This is a genomic window from Streptococcus sp. GP0011, assembly GCF_030546305.1.
Lineage (GTDB): Bacteria > Bacillota > Bacilli > Lactobacillales > Streptococcaceae > Streptococcus.
This window is the reverse complement of record NZ_JAUONR010000002.1, coordinates 320,088-338,879: the sequence shown is the minus strand read 5'-3', so window position 1 is coordinate 338,879 and position 18,792 is coordinate 320,088. Positions and strand designations below refer to the sequence as shown.

General features: G+C 39.5%; 19 protein-coding genes. 7 read left to right on the top strand and 12 right to left on the bottom strand.

Features of this window, described 5'->3' with window-relative positions; translation table 11 throughout:
- Positions 1 to 9: 9 nt before the first annotated feature.
- The gene (locus tag Q4443_RS03995) at positions 10 to 1,296 is read right to left on the bottom strand and encodes a U32 family peptidase (RefSeq protein ID WP_000169096.1); all 1,287 of its coding nucleotides are present in this window, start codon (positions 1,294 to 1,296) and stop codon (positions 10 to 12) included.
- Positions 1,297 to 1,433: 137 nt separating this feature from the next.
- Positions 1,434 to 2,132: a GntR family transcriptional regulator gene (locus Q4443_RS03990; RefSeq protein WP_000936182.1), complete on the bottom strand. Its 699-nt coding sequence runs from the start codon at positions 2,130 to 2,132 to the stop codon at positions 1,434 to 1,436.
- Between the two features lie 140 nt (positions 2,133 to 2,272).
- Between Q4443_RS03990 and guaA the strand changes: the two genes are divergently transcribed.
- Both guaA and Q4443_RS03980 read left to right on the top strand, forming a co-directional pair.
- Entirely contained in the window at positions 2,273 to 3,835 is a 1,563-nt protein-coding gene (gene guaA / locus Q4443_RS03985; protein ID WP_000065697.1) for a glutamine-hydrolyzing GMP synthase, read from the top strand.
- Positions 3,836 to 4,070: 235 nt separating this feature from the next.
- Positions 4,071 to 4,763, top strand: a complete 693-nt coding sequence (locus Q4443_RS03980; RefSeq protein WP_049518589.1) for a hypothetical protein — start codon at positions 4,071 to 4,073, stop codon at positions 4,761 to 4,763.
- A gap of 18 nt (positions 4,764 to 4,781) precedes the next feature.
- Here the strand turns inward: Q4443_RS03980 and Q4443_RS03975 are convergent, their stop codons facing one another.
- The gene (locus tag Q4443_RS03975) at positions 4,782 to 5,027 is read right to left on the bottom strand and encodes a hypothetical protein (RefSeq protein ID WP_239683578.1); all 246 of its coding nucleotides are present in this window, start codon (positions 5,025 to 5,027) and stop codon (positions 4,782 to 4,784) included.
- Positions 5,028 to 5,081: 54 nt separating this feature from the next.
- Positions 5,082 to 5,372, bottom strand: coding sequence for a helix-turn-helix domain-containing protein (locus Q4443_RS03970; RefSeq protein ID WP_239683577.1), 291 nt, complete (start codon positions 5,370 to 5,372; stop codon positions 5,082 to 5,084).
- A 332-nt stretch (positions 5,373 to 5,704) separates the two neighbouring features.
- Between Q4443_RS03970 and Q4443_RS03965 the strand changes: the two genes are divergently transcribed.
- From Q4443_RS03965 to Q4443_RS03950, 4 genes are read left to right on the top strand one after another with little or no spacing between them, the layout of a single operon-like run.
- Positions 5,705 to 6,478 carry an ABC transporter ATP-binding protein gene (locus Q4443_RS03965; RefSeq protein WP_049518587.1) on the top strand — a complete coding sequence of 258 codons (774 nt, stop codon included), beginning with the start codon at positions 5,705 to 5,707 and terminating at the stop codon, positions 6,476 to 6,478.
- On the top strand, positions 6,468 to 8,522 hold the full coding sequence (locus Q4443_RS03960) for an FtsX-like permease family protein (protein ID WP_049518585.1): 2,055 nt from the start codon (positions 6,468 to 6,470) through the stop codon (positions 8,520 to 8,522). Before Q4443_RS03965 ends, Q4443_RS03960 begins: the two co-directional genes overlap by 11 nt.
- A gap of 52 nt (positions 8,523 to 8,574) precedes the next feature.
- Complete coding sequence (locus tag Q4443_RS03955; protein WP_049518584.1) at positions 8,575 to 9,264, top strand: response regulator transcription factor; 690 nt, start codon at positions 8,575 to 8,577, stop codon at positions 9,262 to 9,264.
- On the top strand, positions 9,248 to 10,246 hold the full coding sequence (locus Q4443_RS03950; RefSeq protein WP_049518582.1) for a HAMP domain-containing sensor histidine kinase: 999 nt from the start codon (positions 9,248 to 9,250) through the stop codon (positions 10,244 to 10,246). Before Q4443_RS03955 ends, Q4443_RS03950 begins: the two co-directional genes overlap by 17 nt.
- 82 nt (positions 10,247 to 10,328) lie before the next feature.
- Here Q4443_RS03950 and ffh read toward each other — a convergent pair whose 3' ends face one another.
- The 5 genes from ffh to Q4443_RS03930 form a co-directional block, all read right to left on the bottom strand.
- The gene (gene ffh, locus Q4443_RS03945) at positions 10,329 to 11,900 is read right to left on the bottom strand and encodes a signal recognition particle protein (protein WP_049518581.1); all 1,572 of its coding nucleotides are present in this window, start codon (positions 11,898 to 11,900) and stop codon (positions 10,329 to 10,331) included.
- Positions 11,901 to 11,919: 19 nt separating this feature from the next.
- Complete coding sequence (locus Q4443_RS10370) at positions 11,920 to 12,135, bottom strand: hypothetical protein (protein WP_000534887.1); 216 nt, start codon at positions 12,133 to 12,135, stop codon at positions 11,920 to 11,922.
- A 2-nt stretch (positions 12,136 to 12,137) separates the two neighbouring features.
- Positions 12,138 to 12,470, bottom strand: coding sequence for a putative DNA-binding protein (locus tag Q4443_RS03940; protein WP_000402066.1), 333 nt, complete (start codon positions 12,468 to 12,470; stop codon positions 12,138 to 12,140).
- 144 nt (positions 12,471 to 12,614) lie between these two features.
- The gene (gene tuf / locus Q4443_RS03935; protein ID WP_001040720.1) at positions 12,615 to 13,811 is read right to left on the bottom strand and encodes an elongation factor Tu; all 1,197 of its coding nucleotides are present in this window, start codon (positions 13,809 to 13,811) and stop codon (positions 12,615 to 12,617) included.
- Between the two features lie 236 nt (positions 13,812 to 14,047).
- Complete coding sequence (locus tag Q4443_RS03930; protein WP_000489828.1) at positions 14,048 to 15,157, bottom strand: AI-2E family transporter; 1,110 nt, start codon at positions 15,155 to 15,157, stop codon at positions 14,048 to 14,050.
- 104 nt (positions 15,158 to 15,261) lie between these two features.
- On the opposite strand from Q4443_RS03930, the gene pbp3 reads away from it, so the two are divergent.
- Positions 15,262 to 16,503, top strand: coding sequence for a D-alanyl-D-alanine carboxypeptidase PBP3 (gene pbp3, locus Q4443_RS03925; protein WP_049485222.1), 1,242 nt, complete (start codon positions 15,262 to 15,264; stop codon positions 16,501 to 16,503).
- 29 nt (positions 16,504 to 16,532) lie between these two features.
- Here pbp3 and sdbB read toward each other — a convergent pair whose 3' ends face one another.
- From sdbB to Q4443_RS03910, 3 genes are all read right to left on the bottom strand, one after another.
- Positions 16,533 to 17,078 carry a thiol-disulfide oxidoreductase-associated lipoprotein SdbB gene (gene sdbB / locus Q4443_RS03920; protein ID WP_000755593.1) on the bottom strand — a complete coding sequence of 182 codons (546 nt, stop codon included), beginning with the start codon at positions 17,076 to 17,078 and terminating at the stop codon, positions 16,533 to 16,535.
- A 12-nt stretch (positions 17,079 to 17,090) separates the two neighbouring features.
- On the bottom strand, positions 17,091 to 17,798 hold the full coding sequence (ccdA2, locus tag Q4443_RS03915) for a thiol-disulfide oxidoreductase-associated membrane protein CcdA2 (protein ID WP_049518577.1): 708 nt from the start codon (positions 17,796 to 17,798) through the stop codon (positions 17,091 to 17,093).
- A 126-nt stretch (positions 17,799 to 17,924) separates the two neighbouring features.
- Complete coding sequence (locus tag Q4443_RS03910) at positions 17,925 to 18,785, bottom strand: methionyl aminopeptidase (protein WP_000631558.1); 861 nt, start codon at positions 18,783 to 18,785, stop codon at positions 17,925 to 17,927.
- Positions 18,786 to 18,792 lie beyond the last annotated feature (7 nt).

Below are 18,792 nucleotides of genomic sequence, written 5' to 3'. Positions count from 1 at the left end.
TTTCCTTATCTAGGCACGAACTGTAACACTTGTCCCGTCTTCCTTATAGAGGTTGATGAGCCCTTCCTTGAGAGCGCGGACCATATCCCCTGCTTGAACAGGTTGTGGAACCTTGATTGTCAAGAGTTCCATTGGATTTGGAGCACGGTCAATTTTATTACCCTTGGCATCATGAAGATCTTCGATATAAGTTTCAAAATGTCGGAAACCTGGTCCGTAAAACTCAACTTGGTCTCCTTCATTGATAACATTCCGTTGACGAATGGTTGCCGTTTGAGTCGCATCATCATACGAAACCACTTCAGCGACAAACTTGTATTCAGGAATTTTACGACGAGCGCCAAACAACTGTTCGTTTTCAGACGGTGTACCGTAGTAGAAACCTGTTGCCAATTCACGTTGGGCAACCTTCCACATCTCGTCTACCAAGTCCTGTTTGATGGCTTCAAATTTCTCGGGACTTTCGAGATAAGCATCTACAGCCGCCTTGTAACAGTTGGTCACAGTTGAAACATAGTGGATCGACTTCATACGACCTTCAATCTTGAGACTGTCTACACCGTTTTCGATCATATCTGGAATATGGTCAATCATGGACATGTCAACGGCTGACATCGAAAATTCTTCTGGAATTTCACCTTTCAGACTCTTACGTTCTTGACCAAAAGGCATGTCATAAAGATCGTATTTCCAACGACAAGACTGAGAACAGCCCCCACGGTTGGCATCACGCATACTCATGTGGTTTGATAACGTACAGCGACCTGAGTAAGAAATACACATGGCTCCATGGACAAAGGCTTCAATTTCTACATCAGTACGTTTGCGAATCTCTGCCAATTCTTCCATTGAAACTTCACGGGCCAAAACCACGCGAGTTAGACCAAGTTCTTTCCAGAACTCTAAAGTTTCATAGTTGGTCGCACTAGCTTGGGTTGAAAGGTGGATTTCAAGACCTGGTGCTTCGGTTGCTGCAATCATAATCAAGGCTGGATCTGACACGATAACTGCGGCAATCCCGATGTCACGCAACTTACGGAACCATTCTCCAGCACCAGCTTCGTTTCCTTCGTGCATAACCATGTTAGCAGCCACATAGACCTTGGCACCGTACTTAGCAGCAAACTGCACGCCTTCTTCCATCTGTTCAAAGGTGAAGTTTCCTGCACGGCTACGAAGACCATAGGCCTGTCCACCGATGAAGACTGCGTCCGCACCATATTGAACAGCTACTTTCAGCTTCTCTAAAGTCCCTGCAGGTGATAAAACCTCAGGACGTTTTAATGTTTTTGTCATTTCTTCTCCTATTTGCAATATAAAAGTTTGACGTTTTTCCTTCTCATTTTATAGTAAATAAGCAATAAAATCAAGCCTAGACAGATTGTTTTGACAATTCTAATCTTTTAAGAAAACAAAAAACTAGCCTTTCTAGACTAGTTATTTTCAAGATAAAATTCAAAGCGTTCGCCCACGTATTGACTCTTTACATACTCGAAAGCCGTCCCATCTTCAAGATAAGAGACCTGAGTCAAGGCTAAAATGGCATGCCCTTTTTCAACTTCTAGATAGTGAGCAATTTTTTCCTTAGCCAATCTCGCATAAATGGTCTGTTGGGATTTGCCAATCCGATAGCCATGTTGCTGCAAGGTATGGAAGAAATGACTGGTGATTTCTTCTTTTTTGAAATCCTTAATAAATTTCTCAGGAATAGATGCGACTTCATAGACTAGTGGAACTTGGTCAGCGTAACGCACCCGTTCCATGCGGATAATATTCTCTGTCGGAGCAATCCCTAGATTAGCGACCTCTTGCTCATTTGGAATGGTTCTTCTGTAAGAAATGAGTTGACTAGAAGGAACTTTCCCCTGAGATTTGACAATCTCCGTAAAACTGGTTGTACCCCGCATTTTTTCTTGGACACGAGTGCTAGAGACAAAGGTTCCACTTCCTACACGACGCTCCAAAACTCCTTCCTCAACCAAGAGAGAGATAGCCTGACGTAATGTCATCCGGCTAACTTGAAACTGTTCAGCTAAATCTCGCTCACTTGGAAGTCTCTCTCCGATTTTCCAATGATGCTCATCTATATCCTTCTTGATCTGATCGTGGATTTTCATATAAGCTGGTAACATGATTCTCACTTCTTTTCTTTATTTTCTCCATTGTACCGTATTTGCTAAGAAAAAGTCAAACTTTGCCTTGTTTAGTTGGTAATTCGCCCCTATTTGTGATAGAATATTGAAAAAGATATTTCTTTTGAGAAAGGAAAAAGATGAGCAACATTTCAACTGACTTGCAAGATGTCGAAAAAATCATCGTGCTGGACTATGGTAGCCAATACAACCAGCTGATTTCACGTCGTATTCGTGAAATTGGTGTTTTTTCAGAGCTAAAAAGTCACAAAATCTCAGCCGCAGAGGTTCGTGCGATTAACCCTGTAGGGATCATCCTCTCTGGTGGACCAAACTCTGTATACGAAGATGGTTCATTTGATATTGACCCAGAAATTTTTGAACTTGGCATTCCAATTTTGGGAATCTGCTATGGTATGCAACTTTTAACTCATAAACTTGGAGGAAAAGTTGTCCCTGCAGGTGATGCTGGTAACCGTGAGTATGGACAATCACCACTTACCCATACCACTTCTGCCCTCTTTGAAGGAACTCCTGAAGAACAGATTGTTTTGATGAGCCATGGCGATGCTGTTACAGAGATTCCAGCTGATTTTGTTCGTACTGGAACTTCTGCTGACTGTCCTTATGCAGCTATTGAAAACCCTGACAAGCACATCTATGGTATCCAATTCCACCCAGAAGTTCGCCATTCTGTATACGGAAATGATATCCTTCGTAACTTTGCCCTTAACATCTGTCAGGCTAAGGGTGATTGGTCAATGGACAACTTTATCGATATGCAGATCAAGAAAATCCGTGAAACTGTAGGTGACAAACGTGTTCTTCTCGGTCTATCAGGTGGTGTTGACTCTTCTGTTGTTGGAGTTCTTCTTCAAAAAGCGATCGGTGATCAATTGATCTGTATCTTTGTAGACCACGGTCTTCTCCGTAAGGGAGAAGCTGACCAAGTTATGGACATGCTTGGTGGTAAGTTCGGTTTGAATATCGTCAAAGCAGACGCTGCAAAACGCTTCCTTGACAAACTTGCTGGCGTTTCTGACCCTGAACAAAAACGGAAGATTATCGGTAATGAATTTGTTTATGTCTTTGATGACGAAGCTAGCAAGCTAAAAGATGTAAAATTCCTTGCTCAAGGAACACTATACACTGACGTAATTGAGTCTGGTACAGACACAGCCCAAACCATCAAATCACACCACAATGTTGGTGGTCTTCCAGAAGACATGCAGTTTGAATTGATTGAACCATTGAACACTCTTTATAAAGACGAAGTCCGTGCCCTCGGTACTGAACTTGGCATGCCAGACCACATTGTATGGCGCCAACCATTTCCAGGACCAGGACTTGCTATCCGTGTCATGGGTGAAATCACTGAAGAAAAACTAGAAACTGTTCGTGAGTCTGATGCTATCCTTCGTGAAGAAATCGCTAAAGCTGGTCTTGACCGCGATATCTGGCAATACTTCACTGTCAATACAGGCGTTCGTTCAGTAGGTGTTATGGGTGACGGTCGTACATATGACTATACCATTGCCATTCGCGCCATTACTTCTATCGATGGTATGACAGCTGACTTTGCCAAGATTCCTTGGGAAGTCCTTCAAAAAATTTCTGTACGTATCGTTAACGAAGTAGACCACGTTAACCGTATCGTCTACGATATTACAAGTAAACCACCTGCAACCGTGGAGTGGGAATAACAGAAGCAAATATGTTACTGTTACGAAACGCATGAAAACACAGGGGATTGAGCAATTTTGATGTAGTAAAATTCTCTAAATGATACTGTTTTGATACTGAAAACAAGAAAAAGCAGGTCTGAAAGGGAGTTGTTGAATTTAGGTTAATAGTATAGAAAGCCTTCCATCATTTTGGTGGGAGGCTTTTGTGGAAGTAGTGAGTGACACAAAACTGAATTTTGGGAGGTAGATATAAATGGATATTGTGAAAAATAATCTTACCAATCTCATACCAATTGTTAATCCAGCATTAAAAATTGAGAAAGGTATTAAATTAGCTATTATGTATAGGATTCTTCCTACCACAGAAATCGACTCTTCAGAATTAGTAAAAGAAGCATATAAAAAATTATATGGTGAAAATATTCCGGAATCGGCAGATACAATATTTAATGCTTTCATTCCTTTTTTGGATTTTTGTAGAGCAAAATTAATTTTATTAAATCATAATGTTAGAAATCTTGAACAAGAAGAATTACTAAGACTTGTATATCTTCATTTAGATGAAATTTTTAACGGATATAGTGATTTGGAATCATTATTTAATAGATATTTTGATTTAATGTATTCATTCTCAAATATGATGCCTGTACCAAAATACTTTAATGGAAGCGATAATAAGAATGGTAAGGGAACATGGGAACTAAATAAGGATTATCCTTCAATTTATTATAAAAATCTTGAGGATGAAGATTCTTCAATAGATAATGTAACAGAGATGAAAAAATGGTTGGATGAAAATATGGAAAAATATAGAATCGAACAAATGTATATGCTTGAACCTCCATATCCTATCGATGAATACTATGGGTATAATGATGATAAATTAGATAATTTAATTAGTTTTATTAAGAATGCAATCAGGTTAATTGAAGATAGATTCAATTAAGTTAATTGAATAGTCATATTATAAAAAGCACATAACTTTAAGATTGTAAAATCTTTCAGCTATGTGCTTTTTCTGTGCTTGTTTTAAATCCAGCGCAACTTTGGCATTTATTCCGCTTTTATATAACTTTACATTGCTTTCCACAAAGGGAACATAATCTTTTTTCAGACTGTCAGGGTAGTTTGCCTTCCAATCCTGCAAGGCTTCTTTAGTGATTTCATTGTTTTCATACTTCTGTTTCATTTTCTTCCAATCTTCAAGCATAATTCGTATTCTCAAAATAGCTTCACTGCCGAAATATATACCTGTAGTAGTATATCAGAGATCTTCGTCATTCATAATAACCTGTCTTATATTAACCTCAATACTGTCATCCAACTTAAATAAAAATCGCATAAGGTCATGCTCCGTGTACGGAAAGGCAGGTTCTTTCAGATAATCTTTATTTACATGGAGTGCAGCGGAAATATTTTCTAAGACATCATATTTAGGAGTGCGAATATCAAGCTCATATTGTCTGATTCTAACATCATCTAAATGCGTTCTGTCTCCTAATGCTTTTTGAGTGATTCTCCGTAGTTCACGGAATTTCTTTATCAATTTACCCAAACTCAATTTTATCACCGCCTTAGGAACAAATATGCTATGGTAATTATTGAGTTTGAATAGTTTTCCTTTTAGTAATATGTAAAACCACTGAATCTCACTGCTTCAGTGGTTTTTCTTTCAATTTTGAAATTCGATGGTTTCAAGGTTGTAGGAATGCCTACAACTCCTTACTTCTCTTTTTAAATTCCTGAAACCATGCTATAATATAATCAGTATAAGTCCAATAAACTGACCATCGAAGTCAGCGATAAAGATTTCTTACATCATCCGTAAGTGTTATTCTACTCTGATTCATACTATAATGAAAGTAACAAAAGATGGAGGTGTTTCACATGGAAACCATTTTACGAGTAGAATCATTAACAAAGCATTATGGGAAAGAGCCGAATAGCACCAAGGCCTTGAACGGCATATCTTTTCAAGTTGTAAAAGGTGAGTTCTTAGGAATTATGGGGAGTAGCGGTTCTGGGAAAACAACCCTTCTTAACTGTCTCGCCACAATCATCAAGCCAACTGACGGCTCTATTCAAATGCAAGAAAAAGATTTAGGCCAATTAAAAGGTAGTCAGTTATCTGATTATCGTGGCAAGGAAATTGGCTATCTCTTCCAGAATTTTGAGCTTTTGGACAATCTTACAGCCAAAGAAAATATTTTACTCCCCTTGTCTTTGCACAAGATCGATGCCGACGAAAGCAAGGTTCGGTTAGAATTACTTTCCCAATATCTGGATATTTCTGAACTTCTGGATAAGTTCCCTTCTCAATTATCAGGTGGTCAACGGCAAAGGGTAGCTGCTGCGCGCGCCTTAATTTTAGACCCTAAGATTGTATTTGCGGACGAGCCCACAGGAGCTTTGGATTCAAAAAATGCGACCATTTTGATGCAAAAATTATCCGAAATGAATCAAGTGGAAGAAACCACCATTCTCATGGTGACCCACGATTCCGTCGCAGCCAGCTTTTGCAACCGCATCTTGTTTATCCAAGACGGAAAACTATTCCATGAAATCCGTCGCGATTATCCAAGAGAAAGTCAAGAAGACTTCTACCACAGAATACTAAAGGTTATGGCAACCCTAGCTGGAGGTGATGGCAATGTTTTCTAAATTAGTCTCAAGAAATAGCAAGAGAGATCGAAAGAATAATGGCTTGTACTTCAGTTCCATGGTTCTTTCTATTATCTCCTTTTACATCATCCTTTCTTTGTCTCATCAAGATGTAATGATCTTTCTCAAACAAATAGAAAGTGATGCTGTAAATAAACTCTTTAGCATGATTCCCATTCTTTATGTAGCAACGCTCTTTATTCTCTTTTTTCTAGTCTACTTCGCAAGCAGTATGCAGATGGAAAGGAGAAAACATGAATTTGGTGTCTATCTCACACTAGGCATGCGGAGAGGTAAACTGTTCTTACTGCTCCTACTCGAGGATTTGAGAAACAGCATCCTTGCTCTTGGAATAGGCCTTCCTATTGCCATCTTGATTTCAGAACTGATTAGCCTAATAACCGCTAAAATTGTTGGGTTGGGGATTATTGAACATCAATTTTCTCTATCTACTACAGCTCTAGTCTATACAGTCATCGGCTTCCTAGCTGTTAAATTAGTCGTCTTTGTTCTTTTAAGTGCAAAAACAGCCAATAAGGAAATCGGAGATCTTCTTGCCTATTCTCCTTCTGGTATGAAGAAACTACTTCCCAAGGGGGTATACCTTCTTGCTTCCGTCCTCGGAATCTTGCTTCTCGGAACAGCCTATTACTTGGGGATGAGTAGACGATCTTGGGAAAGTGTCATAACCATGGGCTTCACTGTTCTCTTGGGAACTTTTGGAACTATCCTACTCTTCTTTGGTATGCGTTTATTTATAGACATTCTGGTCAATCTTGGTAGCAATCGAAAACTCCATACCTATAATTTTAGACAGATTCAGGAATTAGTTATCCAGCGCTCAACTATACTGGCCATCTGCTCCCTCTTAATCTTCTCTGCCTTATGCCTCTTTGGAGCAGGTGTTGCCATTGCAAGCGGCAATTCAGGCAATCAAACCCACGTATTGGATTATACATTTAGAGATAGCAAGCAAGAATCAGATGAAAATCTTGACGTGAATACAGTTAAAAAAGAGCTTGAAGCAGAAGGACTAGCATCACAGTTCTCAAAGATTCTACAAATCAAAGTCGGGAAACCAAAAGAAAACGAGTCCGTGTCCTTCGAAGAGATCATCAATGAGTTGAAAAAGCAAAAAGGCAGCAAGAACAAGGAAATTTTGCTCCAAAGATTTAAACAGTCTACTACTTCCCACCTCATACCAGTTTCCGAATACAATGAACTTAGAAAAGCTGCCAATCTCCCTCCTTTAGAATTAACTAGTAAGGAAGCCTACTTGTATATGGGAAAAGATTTTCTCCCTGATGAGAACTTGGTTAACTCTGTCCTAAAGACAAATCCTCAAATCAACGTCATGGGAAATGATATAAAATTGATTGGCGAAGTACAGTCTTTACCGATTGTAACGGATCGTGAAATCACCCTCTCTGTTGCCCTCATAGTCACAGATGAAGTCTTTATGAACTATACAGACGGTCACTATTCGAACTATGTCAGCGGTATCTTGGCTCCTGAGCTAGTCAAGGAAAAAGGCCTGATGAGAGCTATCTCAGATACAAATGAAAAGCTGAATCAAACTTCTCTTGGCTATGAAAGTTATATACAAAATATGGGAAGACAATTATTTTACATTATCTCTGCTAGCTATATTACTATTTATCTGGCAATCATTTTCCTTGTCGTTGCAAATACAATCATCGGCGTCCAGTTTTTGATGGGACAAAGACAATCCTACAGACGATATCAAACCTTGATCCATCTTGGAGCTAACTACGAAACTCTTTGTAAATCGTCAGAAAAACAAATCAACTGGTATTTCGGTCTGCCAATAGCCCTTGCACTTCTCAGTAGTAGCTTCGGAGTGAGCTCCCTCCTCACAGGAATAGTACCGGCTAGTGCAAGAATGGCCATGGGGCAGAAATTTATGACAGCTATGCTGATAGTACTGCTGTTAGCTGGATTTGAAGTCATCTATATCAGAATTGTAAAGAAAAATAGCAACAAGTACTTGTTGTCCTTAATGGAACCCAAAAGAGAAGAATAAGGTAGAATAAGGTAGAATAAGGTAGAATAAAATAGGAAAAGGAGGAACCGATATGAAGCATATTCTGGTAATTGAAGATGAAGCCTTGATTCGAGATGAAATTGTCATCTTGTTAGAGAAAGCGGGTTATCAAGTTGATAAGTTGACTGACTTCAAAGATACAAGCCAGCAAGTGCTGCAATACGATACGGATCTAATCATACTGGATTTGAATTTGCCGGGAGAAACAGGTTTTCAAATTTGTAAAAATCTCAAGTCCAAACGCTCTGTGCCCATATTGATTCTCACCTCTCGTGAACAATTAAAAGATGAAATCTACGCCCTGAAATTAGGGGCAGACGAGTACTTAACAAAGCCTTTCAAGAAAGAAAGATTTTTGGCACGTATAGAAAATATCTTGAAACGCTATGAAGGCAGACAAAATCTACTTGAAAAAGATAATTTTCTGCTGGATAGACAGACCTATACCCTTTATATCAATGGACACTCGATTATACTCCCCCAAAATCAAGGGAAATTGTTAGAAACCTTATTGGTTACTAATGCTCCTGTCGTCACAAAAGAAGAACTAAGTATGAAACTATGGAACACAACTGAGTTCATCGATGAAAATGCTCTTCAAGTAAATATTGCAAGGCTCAAAAAGGTGATGAAACAGGCTGGCATTGCCCTTCAAGTCAAGTCCGTCAGAGGTATTGGTTACAAGCTAGAAGAGGTAAGTCCAGATGAAACAGAATCTTAAATATCTAGCTACTTACCTGCCCTGGTTACTTGTTCTTTTAGCATTTGATCTATTCACAGCGATACTGCTTTGGCTTTCAGATGTGAGGATGTTTCAAGCTCTCATCCTCCTCTATCTTTTAGCTACAGTCCTACTCTTTTTTATCCTATCACTCCTACTTATAAGAAAAGAAAGAAAAAAAGCAACTGCTTATAAAGCCTTCATAGCCAATCCTAAGATGGATACGGAGCTAGAATTATTGCGTTTATCAACTATCTCAGAAAAAGAAAGCATCGAAGAAATCGCAAATGCGCTTTACCAAAGGCAAGCGGAAATAGGAAAGCTCAACTCATTACTAGCCGACTATGAGGACTATGTTGAAAAGTGGACTCATGAAATAAAACTCCCTCTATCCCTTCTTTCCCTCCTTTTGGACAATCAAAGTGACCAGTTGCCAAAGGATACAACTTTTAAGTTGGACTATGTGAAAAATCAAATCCAAGGAATAGTATCACAGATATTATTCTATTACAGGGTGAAAAGTGAAAAAAATGATTTTCTATTTGAAGATGTCGACCTCCAAGAGTGTATTCAGGATCTTTTGGAAAACTTTGATCCCTTGCTCAAAGAAAAGAAATTTACGATTAAGGTAGAAAACATACAAGGAACCTGCTACACCGATCAACGCAGTTTTGAATTTATCCTCTCTCAAATCCTAGCCAACTCCATTAAATATAGCTCCGACAAGCCCGAACTCAATATTTATATGTCAAAAGATAAGGGGCGCACAAGTCTGATTATTAGGGATAATGGCTGTGGAGTTAAAGCTTGCGACCTCCCTCATATCTTTGAAAAAGGCTTTACAGGTGATTCAGGAGAGACAAGGAAAAAATCAACAGGCATGGGTCTCTATCTGGTCAAACAATTAGCAGATGCTTTAAAAATCGATATCACAGTAAAATCCGAATGGATGCATGGATTTGAAATCACTCTTTCTATTTAGTCATTTTTCGAGTAAGAAAATTGCCTAATCATAGAAAGCACATATTTTATATCAAAAAGGAAAGCACTTCTGCTTTCCTTTTTTATTTACGTTTTTTCTTCGCTTTTTTCATTTTGTTGGCCATGCGTTTCATAGACTGTTTCATGGCAAATTCACCGATTTTACCTTTAAGACCGCCACCAAACATCTGGCTCATATCTGGCATGCCTGCTCCTCCGAGAGCTGACATATCCGGCATGCCACCCTGTCCCATCATGCCTTCAAGGGCAGACATATCCATTCCTCCCATATTTGGCATGTTTTTAGGAAGGTTATTTGGATTGATTCCCATTTGTTTCATCATCTTGTTCATATCACCAGACATGACCCCTTGCATGAGCTGTTTGGCCTGATTAAAGTCCTTGATGAATTTATTGACTTCGACAAAGGTATTTCCAGAACCTGCAGCGATACGACGGCGACGACTTGGATTTAACAGTTCAGGATTTTCACGTTCTTCAGGTGTCATGGAAGATACGATGGCTCGTTTACGAGCAATCTGACGCTCATCCACCTTCATGTTTTGAAGTGCTGGATTGTTAGCCATCCCTGGAATCATCTTGAGCAAATCTTCCATTGGCCCCATGTTTTGCACCTGATCCAATTGATCGATGAAATCATTAAAATCAAAGGTGTTTTCACGCATCTTCTCAGCCATTTCAAGGGCTTTTTGCTCATCGTATTCCTGAGAAGCTTTCTCAATCAAGGTCAACATATCCCCCATACCAAGGATACGGCTTGACATACGGTCTGGGTGGAAGGTTTCGATATCTGTAATCTTCTCACCCGTACCAGTGAACTTGATTGGTTTACCAGTGATATGACGAACAGATAGAGCTGCACCACCACGTGTGTCCCCATCAATCTTGGTAAGGATGACACCAGTTACTTCCAACTGAGCATTGAATTCACGAGCAACATTAGCTGCTTCCTGACCAATCATGGCATCAATGACGAGTAGAATTTCATTTGGTTGAGCCAGTGCTTTAACATCACGAAGCTCGTTCATCAAGAGCTCATCAATCTGCAATCGACCTGCCGTATCAATCAAGACATAATCGTTGTGATTGGCCTGGGCTTGCTCCAAACCTTGGCGAACAATCTCAACAGCTGGCACTTCTGTTCCAAGTGCAAAAACAGGGACATCGATTTGTTGTCCAAGTGTTTTCAACTGATCGATGGCTGCTGGACGATAAATATCTGCCGCAATCATCAAAGGACGAGCATTTTCTTCTTTTTTGAGTTTATTAGCCAATTTACCAGCAAATGTCGTTTTACCAGCCCCTTGCAAACCGACCATCATGATAATGGTTGGAATTTTTGGTGACTTGATAATTTCTGCCGTATCGGAACCTAAAACAGCTGTCAATTCCTCATCAACGATTTTGATAATCTGTTGGGCTGGATTGAGGGTATCAATGACCTCGTGTCCGACTGCACGTTCACGAACCTTCTTGATAAAGTCCTTTACAACAGGCAAAGCAACGTCGGCTTCCAGCAAGGCCAAACGAATCTCTTTGGTTGCTTCCTGGACATCAGCCTCAGATATTTTTCCTTTTTTACGTAGATTTTTAAAGACGTTCTGTAAACGTTCTGTTAAACTTTCAAATGCCATTTTTTTCTCCTATGTTTCATTAATTCGGTGGAAAACGTCCAAAATCTTGTAAACAAACAAGTTCTTCTGGAGTGACTTCTTTCATTATCTCATTTGGATATCCCCAACAGCTAAATCCCTCTTGAAGAGCTCGAAAGATAGAATCAGACGAGAGGATTTGTAGCCTTGTGGGAAAAGGAGTCTCAGCAGCTAATAGTTTACAGGGTATACCTTTGTAGATGACTATACTCCCCATACTTATTCTCTATTATCAATACTTGTTAAAATTTCTATCTGCTCCTGCAGAAAGTCATCCTTGGGATAACGCTCCAAGATCTGGTCAAAAATCTGACTGCGGACAATGTAGTCCGAATACATGTGCAGTTTCATCTCATAATCTTCTAGAATCTTTTCCGTCCGCTTGATATTATCATAGACAGCCTGACGACTGACACCGAACTCTTCAGCAATCTCAGCAAGACTATAATCATCAGCATAATAGAGTTCAATATAGTTCATCTGCTTGTCTGTCAAAAGCGCCGCATAAAATTCAAAAAGGGCGTTCATACGATTGGTTTTTTCGATTTCCATAACTTTTATTATACCAAAAAAACTATTATACTGCTAGAGTAGAAGCACTTCAAATAGAGTAAGGAGAAGAAAAAAAGAACCTTGCAAGGCAAGATTCTTTTAGTGTCTGACTTAAATAATTGTTCTTCTGGGAACTTAATCGAATTAAGCTTCGATTTCTGTAACCATACCTGAACCAACAGTACGTCCACCCTCACGGATAGAGAATGTAGTACCTTGTTCTACGGCGATTGGGTGGATCAACTCAACGTCGATAGTCACGTTATCACCAGGCATTACCATTTCAGTACCTGCAGGAAGTTCGATTGAACCTGTAACGTCAGTAGTACGGAAGTAGAATTGTGGACGGTAGTTGTTGAAGAATGGAGTGTGACGTCCACCTTCTTCTTTAGTAAGGATGTAGACTTCACCTTTAAATTTAGTGTGTGGGTTGATTGAACCTGGTTTAGCGATAACTTGTCCACGTTCGATTTCGTCACGTTGAACACCACGAAGAAGGACACCTACGTTATCTCCAGCAAGACCTTCGTCAAGTTGTTTACGGAACATTTCAACACCAGTAACAACTGCTTTTTGAGTTTCTTCTTTGATACCAACGATTTCGATTTCGTCGTTGACACGAACAGTACCACGGTCGATACGTCCTGAAGCAACTGTACCACGTCCAGTGATTGAGAATACGTCTTCGACTGGAAGAAGCAATGGTTTTTCAGTGTCACGTTCTGGTTCTGGGATGTACTCATCAACAGTGTTCATCAATTCCATGATGATGTCTTCGTATTTAGAGTCACCTTCAAGAGCTTTAAGAGCTGAACCTTGGATAACTGGAAGATCGTCACCTGGGAAGTCGTATTCTGACAAGAGGTCACGGATTTCCATTTCAACCAATTCAAGCAATTCTTCGTCGTCTACCAAGTCAATTTTGTTCATGAAGACGATAAGGTGTTTAACACCAACCTGACGTGAAAGAAGGATGTGCTCACGAGTTTGTGGCATTGGTCCGTCAGTTGAAGCTACTACAAGGATAGCTCCGTCCATTTGAGCGGCACCAGTGATCATGTTTTTAACGTAGTCCGCGTGTCCTGGAGCGTCGATGTGAGCGTAGTGACGTTTTTCAGTTTCGTACTCAACGTGCGCAGTGTTGATAGTGATACCGCGTTCGCGTTCTTCTGGAGCAGCATCGATAGACGCATAGTCTTTAGGTTGGTTAACTGCTGAAGGCAAGCGACGTGCCAATACAGTTGTGATAGCTGCAGTCAAAGTAGTTTTACCGTGGTCAACGTGTCCGATAGTACCAATGTTAACGTGTGGTTTACTACGATCGTATTTTTCTTTTGCCATTTGAGTAAAAGCCTCCAATAAAATATATTTTATAGATAGACAGTAGGCAATACAGTCTAACTTTCCTTACTATTTTATCAAATTTCTGCTAAATTGCAAGTGTTTTACACATATTTTGTCAATTAATCTAAATCTTATCAAATCCTGTTCTTCTGCTTCTTTATGGCAATATGAAATCAAACTTCTCTTTGTTTGGAAGATAATACTTTCATCAAAAAAATCAGGTCTCCCTGATTTTAATTTGATTCTGTTTTTTCCAGTTCCTTAGCTTCTTTATGGTTTTCATATAATTTCGCTAGGAACTTAGTAATTTCTTTAAAAATAGAGTAAGTAGGTACTGCTACGACCATCCCTATGACACCGTAGATATTACTTGACAGTAAAAGGAGCACCAAAATCGTAATCGGATGCACTTTCATAACCCCTCCAACGATACGTGGATAGAGAACATTTCCGTCAATCTGCTGAATAATGAGCATATAAGCAACCGCAATCAACATACGATGAGGATCTGTGAACACATTGGCAATCACCATTGGAATCAAGCCAATACTTGGACCAACATAAGGAATCAAATTTGCGATTCCAGAAAAAATAGCAAAAACTAGGGCGTACTTTAATCCGATAACGCTATAGCCAATATAGGCTAAACATCCAATAATAACCGCATCAATCGCAATTCCACTGATATAGCGCGCTATGGTTGTATTGAGATTGGTTAAAAGGCTAGAAAGATTCAATTTGTCATGTTTTAAGATGGTACGTTCCAACATTGGTAACAACTTATGACCATCCAACAAGAAATAAATCAAGAATACAGGGGTCATAATGAGAATCAGAACTGTACTAAACAAGGCTGAAAGAACGCTTCCTAAACTGTTGCTGACGCTATTCAAGATATTCTGGAGGATATCCACATAGGAGAGATTCAGTTGTTGAATTGTTTGTTGAATATCAATATTTTGGAAGACTGGATTCATGGACAAATCGATGATCAAATCTTGTAGTCTACTATAGATGTTTTGACTAGAAATAATCAAGCTGGTCAACTGATTAATCAAAATCGGCAAGAGATAAACGACCCCTACAACGATAGCACCAATCAAGGCACAAAGAGTGACCAAGACACCAATTAGACGATTGATCTTACATCTCTTTTCTAAGAAAGTAACGACTGGATTTGTAATGTAGTAAAAAAATCCACCAAGCAAAAATGGAATCATGATGGTATTCACAACTGTCACGAAGGGAGTAATGATGGCTCCCATTTCTCTCCAAAGATAGAAAATCAGTGTTAATAATAAAATTTCAGCTGTCCAAAAAAATAATTTGTTTCTGCGGAACATAGGTATCCTCCTTCTCTCTATTTTACCACATTTCTGAAAAAGATAAGATGGCTTTAGTAAAAAAGCGAGAATATTTTTTTTCTTTATGATAAAATAAAGCTAATATGAAAAAAATAATTTTATCTTTTATGACACTTTTAGTTTTTGGAGCAGCTTCTACTGTTTCTGCTCAGGAGTTTGATGTTGCTGCTAAACATGCTATTGCTGTCGAGGCTACAACTGGAAAAATCCTCTATGAAAAAGATGCAAATCAGCCTGTAGAAATTGCTTCTATTACAAAACTAGTTACAGTTTATCTGGTCTATGAAGCTCTGGAACAAGGAACTATCAGCCTATCTACACCTGTTGATATTTCGGACTATCCTTACAAACTTACAACTAATTCTGAGGCGAGTAACGTCCCTATGGAAGCTCGAAATTATACTGTTGAACAACTATTAGAGGCTACAATGGTATCCAGCGCAAACAGTGCTGCGATTGCGCTAGCAGAAAAGATTGCTGGTTCTGAGAAAGACTTTGTAGACAAGATGAGGGCTAAACTTCTTGAATGGGGAATTCAAGATGCAACTATTGTAAACACTACTGGTTTAAATAATGAGACCCTTGGCGAGAATATCTATCCTGGTTCAAAGAAAGACGATGAAAACAAGTTGAGTGCCTACGATGTTGCAATCGTCGCTCGTAACCTCATCCGAGATTATCCTCAAGTTTTGGAAATCACCAAAAAGCCAACTTCTACCTTTGCAGGGCTTGAAATCCACTCAACCAACTATATGTTGGAGGGAATGCCTGCCTATCGTGGTGGTATTGATGGACTAAAGACAGGTACTACTGATAAAGCTGGTGCTTCGTTCGTTGGAACAACTGTTGAGAAAGGGATGCGTATTATTACGGTTGTTTTGAATGCAGATCAACAAGATACCAACCCTTATGCACGTTTTACTGCTACTTCTGCACTTTTAGATTATATTTCTGCAAACTTTGCCTTAAAAACCGTCGTTCAGAAAGGTGAAGCATACAACGATAGTAAAGTAACAGTTCTGGATGGTAAAGAAGATAATGTGACAGCTGTCGCTAAGTCAGACATTTCCATCGTCCAACGCATCGGTAGCGGTACTACACCAGCTCTCCAATTCACACCGAAATCAACATCAGAAATGGCTCCATTGGAAGAAGGCAAGGTCGTTGGTACTCTAACCTATGATGACCAGGATTTGGTCGGCCAGGGCTATCTCACTTCTGACAAACCATCTTTTGAAATGGTTTCTGAAAAGAAAGTTGAAAAAGCCTTCTTTTTGAAGGTTTGGTGGAATCAATTTATCCGCTTTATCAATGAAAAACTATAAAAAAATCGCGAACAATCGCGATTTTTTCTTTATTTCATTTCTTTAAAAGCCGCTTCTGCATCAGCGTTGCTAATAGCACCAAATTGGATTTTTCCGATTTTACCTTGACTGTCAATCAAGTATTCCGTTGGAATACTACGAATTTGGTAGGCTTGAAAAGTAGTTGCTTGGGTATCATATAGAACTGGAATATCCTTGTAGCCTTGTTCTTGGTACCATTTTGGAAAGTCTTGAACTGTTTTTTCACCTTGGAGACCTGGTGCAATGACACTCAAGATTTCAAAGTCTCGATCTTGTTTGGAAGCTAATTCCATCAGCTCAGGCATGCTTTTTTTGCATGGTCCACACCAAGAAGCCCAGAATTTTAAATAGACCTTTTTCCCTTTATAGTCTGATAACTTCACTTCTTTGCCATCCATAGACTGCAAGGTAAAGTCTGGCGCATCCTTACCGACTGCGATTTGTTGTACAGCAGGTTGTTTTGGACTGCTTGTCTGTTTGGTTTCTTTTTCACCACAAGCAATCAACAAGAATAGAGACATGAGGCTCAATCCAGCAAAAATAACTTTTTTCATTTTCTTCTCCTTTTATCCAAGAATTCCTGACAAGGCATTTAACTGCCCTAGCATTAATAATAATCCCATCAAAATAATCAAAGCTCCCCCGATTTTCTTTAGTAGAATCATATGGGGTTTTAATTTACTAAAATAGGGCATAATCCAGCCCGAAGCCAAGGCCAAAACAATGAAAGGAAGGGCCATTCCCAATGTATATACTAATGTTAACACAGCTCCTTGCCAAGCACCATTGCCTCCTGAAGCTGCAAGTGCCAAGACCGAACTTAAAACCGGTCCGATGCAAGGGGTCCAACCAAAACTAAAGGTTATCCCAAGCAAGAAGGCTGACAGATAGTGATTCGACTGTGATTTTTTGAAGGTGACTGTCTTTTGAACTTCCAGTTTATTGAAATGCAAAATTTCCATCTGGTGAAGCCCTAAAAGAATAATGACTATTCCCATAGCATAACGAAACCAGTCTGCATAGAGCATGTGCCCTAGGAATCCAGCTCCAAATCCTAAAATAAAGAAAATGAGGGAGATTCCTGCAATAAAGCACAAGGTTCGAATTAAACCAGACCATGCAACGTCTCTTCCAAAAAAGCGAAAGCTTTTCGAATTCCCCTGATCATCCAGTAAAATACCAGCATAGACAGGTAGCAAAGGAAAGATACAGGGTGAAAAGAAGGACAGGATACCTGCTAAAAAAACGGATACTAGAAATATAATCGACTCCAACGAATTACCTACTTTCTCAAAATTCTAATCCTATTTTACTACAAAAGAATAAATTTGTAAGAAGTCTGCTACGCTTATTTATTTTGATAAAATTTGACACAAAAAAAGGAGCTAAGCTCCCTTTTTTTAATACGTTCCTTCTTCGCCTTGGCTAGTCAAGATAACTGGACCGTCTTTGGTAATCACGAACTGGTGTTCATATTGGCAAGACAGGCCGCCATCTATAGTCTTATGAGCCCAGCCAGTCTTCATATCTGTATCAATTTCCCAGTCACCAGTATTAATCATGGGTTCAATGGTTAGTACCATTCCTTCACGGAGACGGAGTCCACGCCCTGCAATACCGTAGTTAGGAACCATTGGCTCTTCGTGCATAGTTGGACCAACACCATGACCAACCAAATCACGAACGACACCGTAACCGCGACTTTCAGCGTATTCTTGAATGGCTGCACCAATATCACCGATACGATTGCCGACAACTGCTTGCTCAATCCCTTTATACATAGCTTCCTTGGTCACATCCATCAGGTTTTTCACTTCTTCAGACGGTGTACCAACCGCATAAGCCCAACATGAGTCAGCTAAACCACCAGTATAACTTTGGGTGTATTTTTTCATTTGCTCAACATTGTTGAAGTTGAGTTTAGATACATTGAGGTCGGATTTGGCAATCGGCCCCCCCAGTACCATGTCAACCTTGAGCAAATCGCCATCTTTCAAGATGTAATGACGTGGAAAAGCGTGAGCTACTTCGTCATTGAGAGAGCAACAAGTGGCATAGGGGTAATCCATGACAGCACCATCCACACCAATCTGTAAAGGAAGGAAATTCTCCTCTTTACAACGTCGACGAACGTACTCTTCAACTTCCCACATATCCACGCCTGGCTTAATCAAATCACGTAAGCCGATATGGATACTTGCTAGGAAATCACCAGCCTTGTCCATGGCTTCGATTTCACGTGCTGATTTTAAAGTTATCATTTTTTCT